Source organism: Amycolatopsis sp. NPDC114505, assembly GCF_055633615.1.
Genome location: NZ_JBVKDV010000006.1, coordinates 57,637 through 72,075, shown reverse-complemented (window position 1 = coordinate 72,075; position 14,439 = coordinate 57,637). Strand labels below are relative to the sequence as shown.

The 14,439-nt window shown below is 71.2% G+C and carries 14 protein-coding genes; 7 read left to right on the top strand and 7 right to left on the bottom strand.

Annotated elements, in window-relative coordinates; translation table 11 throughout:
* Positions 1–198: 198 nt before the first annotated feature.
* From ACZ7OU_RS46785 to ACZ7OU_RS46765, 5 genes are read right to left on the bottom strand one after another with little or no spacing between them, the layout of a single operon-like run.
* Positions 199–1,653, bottom strand: coding sequence for an aldehyde dehydrogenase (NADP(+)) (locus tag ACZ7OU_RS46785; protein WP_470260221.1), 1,455 nt, complete (start codon positions 1,651–1,653; stop codon positions 199–201).
* A gap of 15 nt (positions 1,654–1,668) precedes the next feature.
* The gene (locus ACZ7OU_RS46780; protein WP_470260220.1) at positions 1,669–2,805 is read right to left on the bottom strand and encodes a hypothetical protein; all 1,137 of its coding nucleotides are present in this window, start codon (positions 2,803–2,805) and stop codon (positions 1,669–1,671) included.
* 4 nt (positions 2,806–2,809) lie between these two features.
* A complete protein-coding gene (locus tag ACZ7OU_RS46775) occupies positions 2,810–4,066 on the bottom strand; it encodes a glucarate dehydratase family protein (protein ID WP_470260219.1) in 1,257 nt (418 codons plus the stop codon).
* Positions 4,066–5,001, bottom strand: a complete 936-nt coding sequence (locus ACZ7OU_RS46770; protein ID WP_470260218.1) for a 5-dehydro-4-deoxyglucarate dehydratase — start codon at positions 4,999–5,001, stop codon at positions 4,066–4,068. Before ACZ7OU_RS46770 ends, ACZ7OU_RS46775 begins: the two co-directional genes overlap by 1 nt.
* A 51-nt stretch (positions 5,002–5,052) precedes the next feature.
* Entirely contained in the window at positions 5,053–6,558 is a 1,506-nt protein-coding gene (locus tag ACZ7OU_RS46765) for a sodium:solute symporter family protein (protein ID WP_470260217.1), read from the bottom strand.
* A 159-nt stretch (positions 6,559–6,717) separates the two neighbouring features.
* Here ACZ7OU_RS46765 and ACZ7OU_RS46760 point away from each other — a divergent pair, with 159 nt between their 5' ends.
* The 3 genes from ACZ7OU_RS46760 (at position 6,718) to ACZ7OU_RS46750 (ending at position 9,171) form a co-directional block, all read left to right on the top strand.
* Positions 6,718–7,530 carry an IclR family transcriptional regulator gene (locus tag ACZ7OU_RS46760; RefSeq protein ID WP_470243595.1) on the top strand — a complete coding sequence of 271 codons (813 nt, stop codon included), beginning with the start codon at positions 6,718–6,720 and terminating at the stop codon, positions 7,528–7,530.
* A 26-nt stretch (positions 7,531–7,556) separates the two neighbouring features.
* On the top strand, positions 7,557–8,363 hold the full coding sequence (locus tag ACZ7OU_RS46755; RefSeq protein ID WP_470260216.1) for an NAD-dependent epimerase/dehydratase family protein: 807 nt from the start codon (positions 7,557–7,559) through the stop codon (positions 8,361–8,363).
* Between the two features lie 76 nt (positions 8,364–8,439).
* Positions 8,440–9,171, top strand: coding sequence for a polysaccharide deacetylase family protein (locus ACZ7OU_RS46750; protein WP_470260215.1), 732 nt, complete (start codon positions 8,440–8,442; stop codon positions 9,169–9,171).
* Here ACZ7OU_RS46750 and ACZ7OU_RS46745 read toward each other — a convergent pair.
* Complete coding sequence (locus ACZ7OU_RS46745) at positions 9,113–10,102, bottom strand: histidine kinase (protein WP_470260214.1); 990 nt, start codon at positions 10,100–10,102, stop codon at positions 9,113–9,115. The genes ACZ7OU_RS46750 and ACZ7OU_RS46745 overlap by 59 nt on opposite strands.
* A 113-nt stretch (positions 10,103–10,215) precedes the next feature.
* Between ACZ7OU_RS46745 and ACZ7OU_RS46740 the strand changes: the two genes are divergently transcribed.
* Positions 10,216–10,794: a LuxR C-terminal-related transcriptional regulator gene (locus ACZ7OU_RS46740; protein WP_470260213.1), complete on the top strand. Its 579-nt coding sequence runs from the start codon at positions 10,216–10,218 to the stop codon at positions 10,792–10,794.
* A 170-nt stretch (positions 10,795–10,964) separates the two neighbouring features.
* Positions 10,965–12,230 carry a right-handed parallel beta-helix repeat-containing protein gene (locus ACZ7OU_RS46735; RefSeq protein WP_470260212.1) on the top strand — a complete coding sequence of 422 codons (1,266 nt, stop codon included), beginning with the start codon at positions 10,965–10,967 and terminating at the stop codon, positions 12,228–12,230.
* Here ACZ7OU_RS46735 and ACZ7OU_RS46730 read toward each other — a convergent pair.
* Positions 12,220–12,837, bottom strand: a complete 618-nt coding sequence (locus ACZ7OU_RS46730; RefSeq protein WP_470243601.1) for a TetR/AcrR family transcriptional regulator — start codon at positions 12,835–12,837, stop codon at positions 12,220–12,222. The two genes, ACZ7OU_RS46735 and ACZ7OU_RS46730, sit on opposite strands and share 11 nt — an antisense overlap.
* 68 nt (positions 12,838–12,905) lie before the next feature.
* Here ACZ7OU_RS46730 and ACZ7OU_RS46725 point away from each other — a divergent pair, with 68 nt between their 5' ends.
* Together ACZ7OU_RS46725 and ACZ7OU_RS46720 are read left to right on the top strand one after the other, a co-directional pair.
* Positions 12,906–13,544 (top strand): MSMEG_1061 family FMN-dependent PPOX-type flavoprotein, encoded by a 639-nt coding sequence (locus ACZ7OU_RS46725; RefSeq protein ID WP_470260211.1) that lies wholly within the window; start codon positions 12,906–12,908, stop codon positions 13,542–13,544.
* 2 nt (positions 13,545–13,546) lie between these two features.
* A complete protein-coding gene (locus tag ACZ7OU_RS46720) occupies positions 13,547–14,431 on the top strand; it encodes a PDR/VanB family oxidoreductase (RefSeq protein WP_470260210.1) in 885 nt (294 codons plus the stop codon).
* Positions 14,432–14,439 lie beyond the last annotated feature (8 nt).

The window sequence follows — 14,439 nt, the reverse complement described above, 5'->3', positions numbered from 1 at the left end:
GGATTCGGTTGTGCGGCGGCGGATTCAGTTGTCGGCACCGAAAACTGTCGGTGCCGGTCGATAGACTGGAAACGGGGGGCGCCCCCGCGGGTTCAGGGGCTCCGGTTCAGGATTCCGGTTCAGCGGCACCGAAAACTGTCGGTGCCAAGCGGTAAAGTGGAACCGGGGGGCGCCCCCGCGGGAGGCGCCCCGCCGGGGTCAGCGGGAGCCGTCGGTGCGGCGGGGCAGCTGCCAGGGGTTGGCCTCCTGGAGGGGTTCGGGCAGCAGGGCGTCGGGGAAGCCCTGCCACGCGATCGGGCGCAGGAAGCGCTCGATCGCGGCGGTGCCGACCGATGTCGTGGTCGGGGCCGTCGTGGCCGGGTACGGGCCGCCGTGTTGCTGGGCCCAGCTCACCGTCACGCCGGTGGGCCAGTCGTTCCACAGCAGCCGGCCGGCGATGCGGCCCAGCGCCGGCAGCACCGGCCGGATCCAGTCCACATCGGACTCTTCGCCGTGGATCGTGGCGGTGAGCCCCGGTTCGATGATGTCGAGCAGGCTCAGCAGCTCGGCCTGGTCGGCGTAGGTGACGATCAGCGACGCCGGCCCGAAGCACTCTTCGTGCACCGCGTCGCCGCCTTCGAGGAACTGCTTGCCGGTGGTGGCCAGCAGCGTCGGGGTGAACGCGGGCGCGGAAGAAGCCGACGAAGACACCACCTCGACGCCCGGCACCTCTCGCAGCTGCGCCAGCTTGTCGGCGTACCCGGCGGCGATGCGGTCGTTGAGCATCGGCTGGGCCGCGGCACCGTCCAGCGCGTCCTTCAACGTCGAGGTCAGGTTGTGGTCCTCGGGCAGGAACAGCAGGCCCGGCTTGGTGCAGAACTGCCCGGCGCCGAGGGTGAACGAACCGGCGTAGCCCTTCGCGACGGCTTCCCCGCGCGCGGCGATGGCGGCCTCGGTGACGACGACCGGGTTGACGCTGCCGAGCTCGCCGTAGAACGGGATCGGCCGCGGCCGCGCGTTGGCGATGTCGAACAGCGCCCGCCCGCCGGGGATGGACCCGGTGAACGACGCCGCCGCGATCCGCGGGTCCTTCAGCGCGGTGACGCCCTCGTCCTGGCCGAAGATCACGTCGAAGATGCCGTCGGGCGCGCCCGCGCCGATCAGTGCCTCGCGCACGATCCGGCCGGTCAGCGCGGACAGCTCCGGGTGGCCGGGGTGGGCCTTGAGGATCACCGGGCAGCCCGCGGCGAGCGCGGACGCCGTGTCGCCGCCGGCGACGCTGAACGCGAACGGGAAGTTGCTGGCCGCGAACACCAGCACCGGGCCGATCGCGGTCTTGACGCGGCGGATGTCCGGCCGCGGGCCCATCGGCCAGTCCGGGTCGGCGTGGTCGACGGTGGCGCCGAGGTACTCGCCGTCGGTGAGCACCTCGCCGAACAGGCGGAGCTGGAACGTCGTGCGCTTCAGCTCGCCGGCCAGCCGCGGGGTGGCGGGCAGGTGGGTCTCGGCGTGGGCGAGCGGGACGAGCTCGTCCGCGGCGGCGTCGAGGGCGTCGGCGGCCGCGACCAGCCAGCGGGCGCGCTCGGCCGGGGTGGCCGCGGCGGCGGGACGGGCGGCTTCGGCGGCGGCCGTCAGGATCTTCTCGAGCGTGGCGGCGTCGGTGGCCTGGCTCATGGGTGGAACAGCTCCTCAGTTCTCATGGGCGGCGGCGGTGGCCGTGCCGAGGTCGCCCCAGCGACCCGGTCCGGCCAGTCCGAGGTGGTACAGGTGCAGCTCCGCGGCGCCCGCCTTGGCCAGCTCGCCCACGTACGCGGCGATGTCCGGCACCGGCGCGGCGGCGACCGCGGTGATGTAGCTGCCGATCGCGACCCGCTCGGGCAGGGCCTCCCGGATCGCGGCGACGGCGTCGGCGCCGGTGGCGGGCGCCCACCCGAAGACTACGACCGCGTCGGCGTCGTCCGCAGCGGACGGCGTCAGCCCGGGCAGCGCGCCGGTCACCCACGGGTCGAGTGCGCCGTGCAGCACGACTCGGACGCCCTCGGGCACCGTCGCCAGCACCGCGGCCCGCAACGCGTCGGTCGCTTCCTGCCGGACTCGCAGCAGCATCGAGGTCAGCGACGGCGGCAAGCCATCGGCCGTGACCCCGAGGTCGCCGGACGCGATCAGCCGCCGGACCTCCTCGACGAGCTGCGCCCGGACAGTGTCCGCATCGACGTCCCACGCGGAAGCGCACGCGTCGCAGCAGCAGATCGACAGCAGCCGGGCCACCGCGGGCGCCCAGACTCCGTCGGTCTTCTCGTGCTGGTGCTGGTGCACCGCGCCGAGCGGACCGCAGGCCTCGAGGATCACCGACGACAGCTCCAGCCCGGCGACGGCCTCGCCGGTCAGCGTCGCGGCGTACTCGCGCACCGCGGGCTGCGACGGGCACAGCGCCCACGGGTAGGACTCGCCGAAGCAGTTGCGGACCACGACGTCCGGGTGCTCGTAGCCGAGCTGCGAACTGTGCGTCAGCACGATCCAGGCAGCCGCCGGAATCCCGGCGTCGCCGAGCAGCTTGACGGCGTCCCGACCGCTGTCCTGAGCAGCTACCCAGTCCGGAGTGGACGGACGCAAGCGTTTGCCTTCCCAGGCTTCCGCCCGCACGGGCCGGTAGAACGCCGCGTGCCGCGCGACGACAGCGGTGTGCGAAGCCGACCACGGGGTCGCCGCGCGGGCGCTGTGGTACGACAGCGCCACGGCCACCTCGTCGACGCCCAGGTCCCGGGCGCGCGCGGCGAACCCGGGCTCCAGGACGTCCCAGGGGTAGGCGTATCCCGTCACCTTCACCGGGTCACCACCTCGCCGTGTTGGGTTCGAACCCGGGCACGTACTTGCGCATGTAGGTCACGTCGTCCCGTTTGGTCAGTCCACATCGGACGTAGTTCTCGTGCAGGCGGGCCAGCGCGTCCTCGTCCAGTTGCACGCCGAGGCCCGGCGCCGAAGGCACCGCCACGGCGCCTTCGCGGAACTCCAGCACGCCCGGCTCGATGACGTCCTCGACCTTCCACGGCCAGTGCGTGTCGCACGCGTAGGTCAGGTGCGGAGTCGCCGCGGCGACCTGCACCATCGCGGCCAGGCTGATCCCGAGGTGGCTGTTGGAGTGCATCGACAGGCCGACGCCGAAGCTCTCGCAGGTCGTCGACAGCGACTGCGTCGCGCGCAGGCCGCCCCAGAAGTGGTGGTCCGAGAGCAGGACGCCGATCGCGCGCGCCCGGAAGCCCGGGTCGATGTCGCCGAAGTTCACCACGCACATGTTGGTGGCCAGCGGCATCGACGCTTCGGCAGCGACCCTCGCCATCCCCTCGATGCCCGGCGTCGGGTCTTCGAGGTACTCCAGGACGCCGTCGAGCTCGGACGCCACCCGGATGCCGGTCTCGACCGTCCACGCGCCGTTCGGGTCGATCCGCAGCGGGTGCCCGGGGAACGCCTCGGCCAGCGCACGGATCCCGTCGACCTCCTGGCCGGGCTCGAAGACCCCGCCCTTGAGCTTGATCGAGCGGAAGCCGTACTCGTCGATCATCCGCTTCGCCGACCCGACCAGCGTCTCGGGCGTGGTGATCTCGCCCCAGGAGTCCTCGCGGCCGTCGACGTGCTTGCCGTACTTGTAGAACAGGTACGCGGAGAACTCGACGGCGTCGCGCGCCTTGCCGCCGAGCAGGTCGGTGATCGGGCGGCCGAGGTACTGCCCCTGCGCGTCCATGCAGGCGACCTCGAACAGCGAGTAGACGCTGGCGATGGTCTTGCGGATCGAGAATCCGCCGATCAGCCCGTGGGCGTCGGTCAGCACGGTGCCCGAAAGCGCCTGCGCGACCAGCCGCTGCAGGCCGGGCAGGTCGAAGACGTCGTGGCCGCGCAGCTGCGGCATTACCTTGCGCACCTCGCCGAGGAACGCGTTGTCGCCGTAGGACTCGCCGAGCCCGACGATGCCGTCTTCGCACTTGACCTGCACGATGCTGCGCAGCGCGAACGGCTCGTGCACGCCCATGACGTTGAGCAGCGGCGGGTCGGCGAACGCGACCGGCGTCAGCACCACATCGAGGATTTTCATCAGCCCAGCGCCTTCAGCGTGCCGAAACCGTCCTCCACGATCTTCTCCAGCCGGCGGATCTGCTCCGGCGTCGGCTCGACCAGCGGCGGCCGGACCGGGCCGACCTTGTCGCCGCGCAACCGGGCGGCGGCCTTGACCAGGGAGACGGCGAAGCCGGGCGTCTCGTCCCGCAACGCCACCAGCGGCAGGTAGAAGCCGGTCAGCAGGGCGTCCATGACGCGGGTGTCGCCCTCGCCGAGCGCGCGGTGGAAGCGGTGCGCGATCTCCGGCGCGAAGCAGTGCACGGCCGAGGAGTAGCGGGCGACGCCGATCGAGGCGTACGCCTTGGCGGAGACCTCCGCGGTCGGCAACCCGTTGAAGAACAGGAAGTTCCGCGACCGCTCGGTGTCCAGCGACCGGATCGTGGTGACGATCCGGGTCATCACCTCGACGTCGCCGTAGCCGTCCTTGAGGCCCACGATCGAGGGAATGTCGAGCAGCGAGGCCGCAGCCGGCGCGCCGAACACGCCGGTGCCGCGGTGGTAGACGATCACCGGCACCGAAGAGTCGCCGACGGCGTAGCGGACGAAGTCGACCAGACCCGCCTGCGGCCCGGAGACGAGGTACGGCGGCAGCAGCAGGACGCCGTCCGCACCCCCGGCCTGGGCCGCCGCGACCCCGGCCCGGGCCGACGCCGCGCCGCCACCGGCGCCCACCCAGACCGGGACGCGGCCGGCGGCCACCTCACGCGACCGGGTGAGCACCGAGGCGTGCTCGGCGGGCGAGAGCGAGCTGAACTCGCCGGTGCCGCACGCGACGAACAGCGCACCGGCGCCCGCCGCGATGTGGCTCTCCACGTTCTCCGCGAGCGCGTCGAGGTTGACCTCGAGGTTCTCGGTGAACGGGGTGAGGGGGAACGCCAGCAGGCCGTCCAGCTCGATCTCGTTCTGTGCCATCAGTCTTCTGCTCTCTCGTCCTTTATCGGGTTCGGCCGGGTGTGGCCAACGTCAGGCAGGCACTGTTGTGCCTGCCTTCTTGCGATCGACGTCGTCGTCGGTGTTCACGGTGTCGACGATCTCATCGGCCGCCGCGCTCCGCTCGGGCGCGATCAGGCCGAGGCCGACGTAGAGGGCGAGCGAGACCAGGATCGGGGTCGCGACGAGCACCGTCTGGTTCGCGTTGAAGACGTAGTAGACGAGCGCGTAGTCGATCAGGCCGCCCGCCCAGGAGATCAGCGCCGCGCGCGGGCCGCACTTGCGGAACCACGGCAGCATGCCCAGCAGCAGCGGGATCGAGATCGGGCCCATCAGCGCCGCGACCCAGTTGACGACGATCTGCAGCACGCCGCCGAGGTTCTGCGCCTGGGTGGCGACGAGCATCGTCAGCGCGACGAAGATCACCGTGGTGATCCGGGCCGCCTTGAGGCCCTGGTTGTCGGTCCACTGCCGGGTGCGGCGGAACATCGCCGGGATCATGTCGCGGGTGATCACCGCGGAGATCGCGTTGGCGTCGGAGGAGACCATCGCCATGGTGTGCGAGAAGATCCCGGCCAACACCAGGCCGACCAGGCCCGGCGGCAGGAACGTGGTCGTCATGATCGCGTACGACTGCGTGGGGTCCTTGACGCCCGGGATGAGCAGCGGCGCCGCGAACATCGGGAACATCAGCACCAGTGGCCACAAGAGGTACAGCGCGGACGAAAGCCGCGCGCCGCGCCGGGCTTCGTGGGTGTTCGGCGCCGCCATGTAGCGCTGCGCCAGGTTCCACATGCCTCCGTTGTACTCCAGCGTCTTCACGAGCACGTAAACGAGCAAGAAGATGGTGGTGTACTTGGACGTCACCGGGTCGAGGTGGTTCTCGGGCAGCTTGTCCCACATCGTCCAGAGCGCGGAGATCCCGCCGAGCTTGCCCAGCACGACCACGATCATCACGATCGCGGCGATGCCCTGGATGACGAACTGGCCGAAGTCGGTGAGCGCGTCGGCCCACAGCCCGCCGATGGTGCAGTAGACGAGGGTGACGGCGCCGGTGATGAGGATGCCGAGGTTGTAGTCCAGGCCGGCGAAGACGTGCAGCAGGGTCGCGACGGCGAACCACTTGGCCGCGATGTCGAAGATCTTCAGCAGGCTGCCGCTCCAGGCGAGCGCCTGCTGCGTCGGCACGTTGTACCGCTTGGCCAGGTACTCCAGCGGCGAGGCGACGCCGAGCTTCGAGCGCAACCGGTTCCAGCGGGCGGCGAACAGCCAGCTGCCGATCCCGACGCCGATGCCGATGCTGGCGAAGCCCCAGAAGTACACGGTGACGCCGCTGGTGTACGCGACCCCCGCGTACGCGACGAAGAGCACCGCGCTGTAGCCGGACATGTGGTGCGAGATGCCGGCCAGCCACCACGGCATCTTGCCGCCGGCCGTGAAGAAGTCCTTCACGTCGCTGACCCGTTTGTGCGACCACCAGCCGATGACGATCATCAGCGCGAAGTACGCGCAGACCATCGTCCAGTCGAGTGCGTGCACCGCAGGCTCCTTTCCGCGTCCACGTTGATGCGGTCTCGAAGGAGATGTTCACATCCATGAACGGAGTCTGTTATAGTGATTATGTTCATCCATAAGAACGTTGTTCGGGACGCTAATATGGCCGGAGTCACAAGTCAACGGCCGGACGGAGGCACACAAATGCCGCAGAAGGTGGACAATCCGGACGCCCGAGCGGACGGTGCCCCCGCCGAATCCTCGGGAGTGAAGTCCGCGCGGCGCGCGGTCGACCTCATCGAGACCTTCGCGGCGAACGACGTCTGGCTGTCCCTTTCGGACCTGCACGCGCGCACGGGCTTCCCGCGCTCGTCGCTGCACGGCCTGCTGCGGACGCTGCTGGAGGCCGGCTGGCTGGAGGCGGACGCCAACACCGCCCGCTACCGCCTCGGCGTCCGCGCGCTGATCTGCGGCACGGCGTACCTGGACCGCGACGCCGTCGTACCGTTCGCCACCGAAGCGCTGGAGCGCATCCGCGAGAAGACCGGCTTCACCGCGCACTTCGCGCGCCGCAACGGCACCGAGGTCGTCTACCTGGAGACGCGCGAGTCGCAGCGCTCCACGCACCTCGTCTCCCGCGTCGGGCGCACGCTGCCCACGCACGCGACGGCGCTGGGCAAGGCGCTGCTGGCCGAGCTGACGCACGACGAGATCGAAGCGCTGATGCCCGCGACGCTGCCGCCGCTGACTCCCAACACCATCACTTCGCTCGAAGCCCTGCACGCCGAGTGCGCCGCGACCCGCGAGCGCGGGTACGCCGCCGAGATCGAGGAAGGCACCCTCGGCGTCCGCTGCGTCGCCGCGGTGATCCCCTACCGGATCCCGGGCACCGACGCGATCAGCTGCTCGATGCCGATCTCCCAGGTGACCGACGCCGACGCGCAGCGCGTCGGCGAGCTGCTCGCCGAAACCACCGCCGAGCTCGGGCAGCAGCTGCGCCGGGCCGGTATCCGCTAGCCGCCGCCATTACCGGAAGGAACACCATGACGGACCAGCGTGTGCTCATCACCGGGTCGGCGGGTGTCGTCGGCACCCTGATGCGGCCCCGCTTGAAGCGCGACGGCCGCGTGCTGCGCCTGCTCGACCTGGCGCCGCAGACGGCGTCGGACGCGTCCGAAGAGGTCGTGACGGCTTCGGTCACCGACGCCGAGGCGATGGCGTCGGCGTGCGAAGGCGTCGACGCGCTGATCCACCTCGGCGGGCACAGCCGCGAGAACACGTGGGAAGCAACGCTCGACGTCAACATCAACGGCACGCAGACGGTCCTGGAGGCGGCCCACGCGGCGGGGATTTCGCGCGTCATCCTGGCGTCCAGCAACCACGCGGTCGGCTTCCGCCGCAACGACTCCGACCTCCCGGCGGACTCGTCGCCGCGCCCGGACACGTACTACGGCGTCTCCAAGGCGGCGATCGAGGCCCTGGGCAGCCTGTACCACTCGCGCTTCGGCATGGACGTCATCGTCATCCGGATCGGCTCGTGCTTCGAGACGCCGTTGCCGCTGGGCCCGCGCGGCCTGACGACGTGGCTGTCGCCGGACGACGGCGCGCGGCTGTTCGAGGCCTGCCTGTCCGCGCCGTCGCCGGGGTACCGGCTGATCTGGGGCGTCTCGGACAACACGCGCCGGATCTACTCCCTGGAAGAGGCGGAGGCGCTGGGCTACAAGTCCCTCGACGACGCCGAGGTGTACGCGGAGCAGCTGGCTTCCCGCCCCGCACCGACCGGGGCCGCGGCCGAGTACGTCGGCGGCCCGTTCTGCACCGCTCCCCTGGGCGTCTTCAACCCGCTGTGACGGTCTTACGGAAGCCGCGGAGGTACTAGTACCTTCGCGGCTTCCTCGTCTCATCGGGTGAAGCCAGGGTGACGCCATGATCGTGAAATCCCGCCGCGCGCGGAAGTGGGCCCTCGTCGTGGCGTGCGTGCTGGTCGTCGTCATCGCCGCCGCGTTCACGCTGTTCGAGGTGTCGAAGTCGCGGACCTTCCAGTTCTTCGGCACCCTCGTGAACCGCGTCGACACCACCGAGAAGGTCGTCGCCCTCACCTTCGACGACGGTCCCGATCCCGCCGGGACCCAGGCGATCCTGGACACGCTTCGCGAGCGCGAGGTGCCCGCGACCTTCTTCCTCATCGGGCGGGACATCGCCGCGCACCCGGACCTCGCGCGCGACATCGCCGCGGCGGGGCACGAACTCGGCAACCACAGCTTCAGCCACGAGCGGATGATCGGCGTGACGCCGGCGTGGGTCGCCGACGAGGTCGAGGCCACCGACGCGCTCATCCGCACCGCCGGCTACCCCGGCGAGATCCTCTTCCGGCCGCCGAACGGCAAGAAACTCTTCGCGCTGCCGCACTACCTCGCGTCGCACAACCGGACGACGATCACCTGGGACGTCGAACCCGACTCCGAAGGCACCCCGGACGCCGCGACCGTGGAGAAGACCACGCTCGACCAGGTCCGTCCCGGCTCGATCGTGCTGCTGCACGCCATGTATGCCTCGCGCGCGCAGACGCGGCAGGCGATCGGGCCGGTCGTCGACCGGCTCAAGCAGCGCGGCTACCGGTTCGTGACCGTGTCGCAGCTGCTGGCAATGCGACACTGACGACCCACTCGGCGTCCCGCGGCCCGTGCGTCAGCGTTCCCCCGGCCGCCGCGGCCTGCTCCGCGAGCCCGGCCAGGCCGTACCCCCCGCCCGCGCGCGGACTTCCCTTGAGCGGGTTGCGCGCGGTGATCGTGACGCCGTCCCCCACCTCGACGTCCAGCCGCAACCGGACGCCAGGACCGTTGTGCCGCAACGCGTTCACGGCCGTCTCCGCGACGAACCGCTCGGCCAGCTCCCGCACCGGACGCGGCAACGCGGGCAGCACCGGGTCGCGGTCGAGGACCAGGCCCGCGGTGCGCAGCCGGGCCAGCACCTCGGCGAGGTCGGGCGGACGTTCGGCGTCGTCGTGCAGGTCGTCGAGCGTGCGGCGGACGAGCGTGAGCGCACCACGGCCGGCGGCCAGGAGGGTGTCGAGGCGGTCGCGGTCGGCGTCGGTCAGGTCCCCGACCGCGCGCAGCGTCTCGGCCTGCACGAGCATCACGGCCGTGGTCTGGGCGAGGGTGTCGTGCAGCCGCCGGGCCGCGCGCTCGGCCCGGTCGGCCAGCGCGCGCCGGCGTTCGGCGCCGAGCAGCCAGGCGACCGCGCAGATCGTGATGGCCAGGAGCGTGCCGTCGAGCGGGCCCTTCGCCGGGAACACCGCCGCTCCCACGGCGAGGGCCGCCGCGGCCGCGAGCCAGCGCCGCGGCGTGCTGTAGAGCGCGAGCAGCACGGGCACGTACATCGTGTTGCGCGGGTGGTCGAGCAGCAGGTGCCCGGCCGTCGCGAGGGTGACGACCACCAGCACGACGGCGGGCGCGCGCCGCGACCACAGCAGCGGGACCAGCTGGGCCGCGCTGAGCAGCGCCGCGAACCAGCCCTGGTGCGGGGTCCAGGCGCCGCTGGCGAAGAACACCGCCGCGGTCGCGGCCGTCGTGACGAGAGACTGGCGCATGCGCGCGACAGTAGAGTGAACCTTATTCCGGTCGGGTCGGCGCTACGAACTGTAGGTCGCGGCCTGCGGTGACTCTCGCGCCGACCGACGGCTGAATAAGGTTCAATGTCGGCATGATCCGGGTCCAGGTCGTCGACGACCACGCGCTCGTGCGCGAGGGCATCGCCCTGATCCTGGGGGCGCGGCCGGACCTCGACGTCGTCGCGCGGTACGCGAGCGGCCCGGAGCTGCTCGCCTCGGCCGTCGAAGCGGACGTCGTCCTGCTCGACCTCTACCTGCCCGGCATGGACGGCCTCGAAGTCCTGCGCCGGCTGCGGTCGCCGGCGCCCCGGGTGCTGATGCTGACGACGGTCGGCCGTCCCCGCGAGATCCGCGAGGCACTCACCGCGGGCGCGGCCGGGTTCGTGCTGAAGGACTCGTCCGGCGACGAGCTGGCGGCCGCCGTCCGCGCGGCGCACCAGGGCTTGACCGCGCTGAGTCCGGCGGTGGCGTCGGCGTTGAGCGGCGGCGGCACGCTGACCCCGCGCGAACGGGACGTGCTGGAGCTGCTCGGCGAAGGACTGTCCAATCGGGACATCGCCGCGCGGCTGCGGCTGGCCGAGCGGACGGTGAAGGCCCACGTCGGGAACGTGCTGGCCAAGCTGGGCGTGACGAGCCGGACGCAGGCCGCGCTCGTGGCCCGGGACCGCTGACTGGCTCGGCCCCGCGGACTTCGAAGCGGCAGAACCTCCGCCGGCACAGGCGGCCATGACCATGTCCGGCAGCGCGTCGACCTCCTGGGCCCGGGCGAGGTGCTTTCCCCGACGGCCGGCGCCCCGAGCTTATACGACCCGTGTACGAGCCCGGCTTACCGTCGCGCGCCATGTCGAAGAACCTGCTCACGCTGGGCGTGTTCGCCGCTCTCGCGGCCAGTGCCCTCACCGCGACCGGCGCCGCCGCGGCCACCAAGACCTACTACGTCGACCAGACCCTCGGCAGCGACGCCGCGGCCGGGACGCAGGCCGCGGCGTGGAAGTCGCTCGCCAAGGTCGCCGCGACGACGCTGAACCCGGGTGACACCGTGCTGCTGCGCCGCGGCCGGACCTGGAGCGGCGGGCTGGCCGTGCGCGGCTCCGGCAGCGCGTCGGCCCCGGTGACCATCGGCGCGTACGGCGACGGCGCGCGCCCGATCGTCCAGGGCAACGAGGAAGCCTGCGTGAACCTGCCCGGCGACTACCTCACCGTCCAGGACCTGCAGGTGGGCGTCGCGGCCGACGCGGGCCGCTGCTCCTGGGCCGGGGTCGAGGTCGGCGGGGACCACGACAAAGTGCTGTCGAACCTCGTCACCGGCGCCGGCGCGGGCGTCTACATCGCGCCGTCCGCCGACGGCACCGAGGTCACGCAGAACGACCTCGTCGACAACAACCACATGACCGTCGTGACGCCGGGCGGCAACGACGACTCCGGCGCGTTCGCGATCCTGGTGCAGGGCAACGGGTCCGACATCGGCTGGAACCGGATCAGCGGCTCGATCGCGGTGAGCGACGACTTCGGCGGCCTCGACGGCGCCGCCGTGGAGATCTTCTACGGCTCGGGCAACGTCATCCACCACAACATCGCCGAGGACAACGAGTCCTTCACCGAGCTCGGCACCGACGCCGACGACCCGGACGGCGTGTCCCGCGACAACGTCTACGAGTACAACGCGGTCTTCGGCGCCAAGACCCGCGGCGGCATCGTGACGCGCGGCGCCGAGGACGGCAACGGCCCGGTGACCGGCACCGTCTTCCGCAACAACTCGGTGCGGCTGGGCAACGCCGAGTCCGAGGGCTTCGTCTGCTACGGCGGCTGCACGAACCAGACCTTGACGCTGACCCAGAACGTCATCCAGTCCGCCCTGAAGGTCGGGTACGCCGACGACGGCTGGACCGCCACCGACCACAACGTCTTCTTCGGCGGTCAGCGCCAGTTCACGCCGGGTGCCACGGACAGGGTCGCCGACCCGAAGTTCACCTCGGCCACGAACCTGGTCCTCACCGCGGGCAGCCCGGCCATCGGCCTCGGCACGGTGCGGTATTCCGGCATCGACGTCGACGGCAACCCGGTCGGCGCCCGGGTCGACGCCGGCGCCTACCAGCTCACCCCGTGACGTAGCGCGTCAGCATCGCGACCAGCTCGTTCTCCAGCTTCCCGGTGTCCACCGGCTCGTGGTCGGCCACGAGCTGGTGGATCACCAGCTCGACCGTCGTGACGATCAGCCGGGCCGCCGTCTCCGTGTCGGCGACCCGGACCTCGGGGTGACCCTCCAGCAGCTCCCGCACGTAGGCGGTCAGGGACCGCTTCATCCGTTCGGCCTTCTCCAGCAGCTCGTTCGTCTGCGGCGCCTGTTCCCGCAGCATCCGCAGCAGGCGGGGCTCGCCGAGGTGCGATTCGATCGCCCCGCGGACGAAGACGCGGAAGACCTCGTCGATCGGGCCCGGCAGCTGCTCCCGCCGGACCCGCTCGACGATGGCCATGCCGTCGTCGAGGTGGCGGACCAGCAGCTCGGCGAGGATCGCGTCCTTGTTCGGGAAGTACTGGTACAGCGAACCGATGGAGATCCCGGCCCGCTCGGCGATGCGGTTGGTGGTGCCCGCGGCGTAGCCGTGCTCGCCGAAAACGTGAGCAGCGGCGCTCAGGATCCGCTGCCGGGTCAGCTCGGCGCGGACCTGCCTGGGCTGTTTACGTGGCTGGATGCGGCGCTGGCCCGGCGACACGGCGCTCCCTTCCGCGCGGCTCCGAAAGCGAGTAGCGCAAGACCTGAATGTTTGCTCATAATTGTGCCATGACCAGCACAAATATGCTGAGCACCCGCTACCGGCAGGTCTCCATGGCCGAAGTGAGGAGCCGGCTGGGCGCCCCCGAGGAGATGATCGAGGGCAAGAAGCTCGACCACGTCGACAAGCACGCCCGCCGGTTCATCGCGCACGCGCCGTTCCTCGCGCTCGCGACCTCCGACGCCGCGGGCCGCGGGGACTGCTCGCCCCGCGGCGACTACCCCGGCTTCGTGAAGGTCCTCGACGAGCACACGCTCGCGCTCCCCGACCGGCCCGGCAACAAGATCGCCGACTCGTTCCGCAACATCGCCGAGAACGGCGGTGTCGGCCTGCTGTTCCTCATCCCCGGTATGCGGGAAGTCCTGCGCGTCAACGGGAACGCGTACATCACCGACGACCCGGACGTGCTCGCCCGGATGCGCACCGAAGCCAAGGCACCGATGCTCGCCATCATCGTCGACGTCGCCGAGGCGTTCTTCCACTGCGGCCGGGCGCTGCTGCGGTCGCGGCTGTGGGACCCGGCCAGCCAGGCGCTCGCGGCGGAGATGCCGTCGGCCGGGGAGATCGTCACCGACCAGCTCGGCGTGGCCGTCGACCCGGCGGTGTTCGAGCAGGTCCTCGAAGACAGCTACCGGAAGTTGTACTGACCATGCAGAAAACCATTCTCGACCGCGTCGAGCGCGTCGCCGACGACGTCGTCTCCCTCGTGCTGCGCGGGGACGAAGGCCCGCTGGCGCCGTGGGAGCCGGGCGCGCACATCGACCTCGCGCTGCCGAACTGGCTGACCCGGCAGTACTCGCTGTGCGGTGATCCCGGCGACCTCTCGGCGTACCGGATCGCGGTCCGCCACGACCGGTTGAGCCGCGGCGGCTCGGAGTACGTGCACCTGTACCTGAGTCCCGGCCGGACGCTCGAAGTCTCCCTGCCGCGCAACCACTTCCCGCTCGTTCCCGCCCCGGAGTACCTGTTCCTGGCGGGCGGCATCGGGATCACGCCGATCGTGCCGATGCTGCGGGCGGCCGTCTCGTCCGGGGCTGTCGCATCGCTGGTGTACGTCGGGCGGTCGGCTTCGAGCATGCCGTTCGCGTCGGAACTGGTTGACACGTACGGCGACCGCGTGCGGCTGTTCGCCCACGGACGGCCGGATCTCGCTTCCTTCGGGGACTTCGCGGGCGAGGTCTACTGCTGCGGGCCGGCGTCGATGCTCGCCGCGGCCGAAGCGGTGTTCCCGCGGCTGCACGCGGAACGCTTCGAGCCGACCCGGCGCGTCTTCGGGCCGGACGAGCCGTTCGAGGTGGTGTGCGCGCGGTCCGGGACGACGATCCAGGTCCCGGCCGACGAGTCCCTGCTCGACGCCTTGAACCACGCCGGACGGCACGTGCCCTCCGGGTGCCGCGAAGGCGTCTGCGGGAGCTGCGAGCTGACGGTCCTCGAGGGCGAACCCGAGCACCGCGACGACATCGGTGCGCCGTCGGGGCGGATGTACGCGTGCGTGTCGCGGGCGTCGTCGCGGCTCGTGCTGGACATCCGATGATCCCGAAA

Bases quoted from the DNA above. Each gene is read 5' to 3' on its own strand.
- ACZ7OU_RS46785 (WP_470260221.1), bottom strand. From the start codon at position 1,653: ATGAGCCAGGCCACCGACGCCGCCACGCTCGAGAAGATCCTGACGGCC.
- ACZ7OU_RS46775 (WP_470260219.1), bottom strand. From the start codon at position 4,066: ATGAAAATCCTCGATGTGGTGCTGACGCCGGTCGCGTTCGCCGACCCG.
- ACZ7OU_RS46770 (WP_470260218.1), bottom strand. From the start codon at position 5,001: ATGGCACAGAACGAGATCGAGCTGGACGGCCTGCTGGCGTTCCCCCTC.
- ACZ7OU_RS46760 (WP_470243595.1), top strand. From the start codon at position 6,718: ATGCCGCAGAAGGTGGACAATCCGGACGCCCGAGCGGACGGTGCCCCC.
- ACZ7OU_RS46755 (WP_470260216.1), top strand. From the start codon at position 7,557: ATGACGGACCAGCGTGTGCTCATCACCGGGTCGGCGGGTGTCGTCGGC.
- ACZ7OU_RS46750 (WP_470260215.1), top strand. From the start codon at position 8,440: ATGATCGTGAAATCCCGCCGCGCGCGGAAGTGGGCCCTCGTCGTGGCG.
- ACZ7OU_RS46745 (WP_470260214.1), bottom strand. From the start codon at position 10,102: ATGCGCCAGTCTCTCGTCACGACGGCCGCGACCGCGGCGGTGTTCTTC.
- ACZ7OU_RS46740 (WP_470260213.1), top strand. From the start codon at position 10,216: ATGATCCGGGTCCAGGTCGTCGACGACCACGCGCTCGTGCGCGAGGGC.
- ACZ7OU_RS46735 (WP_470260212.1), top strand. From the start codon at position 10,965: ATGTCGAAGAACCTGCTCACGCTGGGCGTGTTCGCCGCTCTCGCGGCC.
- ACZ7OU_RS46725 (WP_470260211.1), top strand. From the start codon at position 12,906: ATGACCAGCACAAATATGCTGAGCACCCGCTACCGGCAGGTCTCCATG.
- ACZ7OU_RS46720 (WP_470260210.1), top strand. From the start codon at position 13,547: ATGCAGAAAACCATTCTCGACCGCGTCGAGCGCGTCGCCGACGACGTC.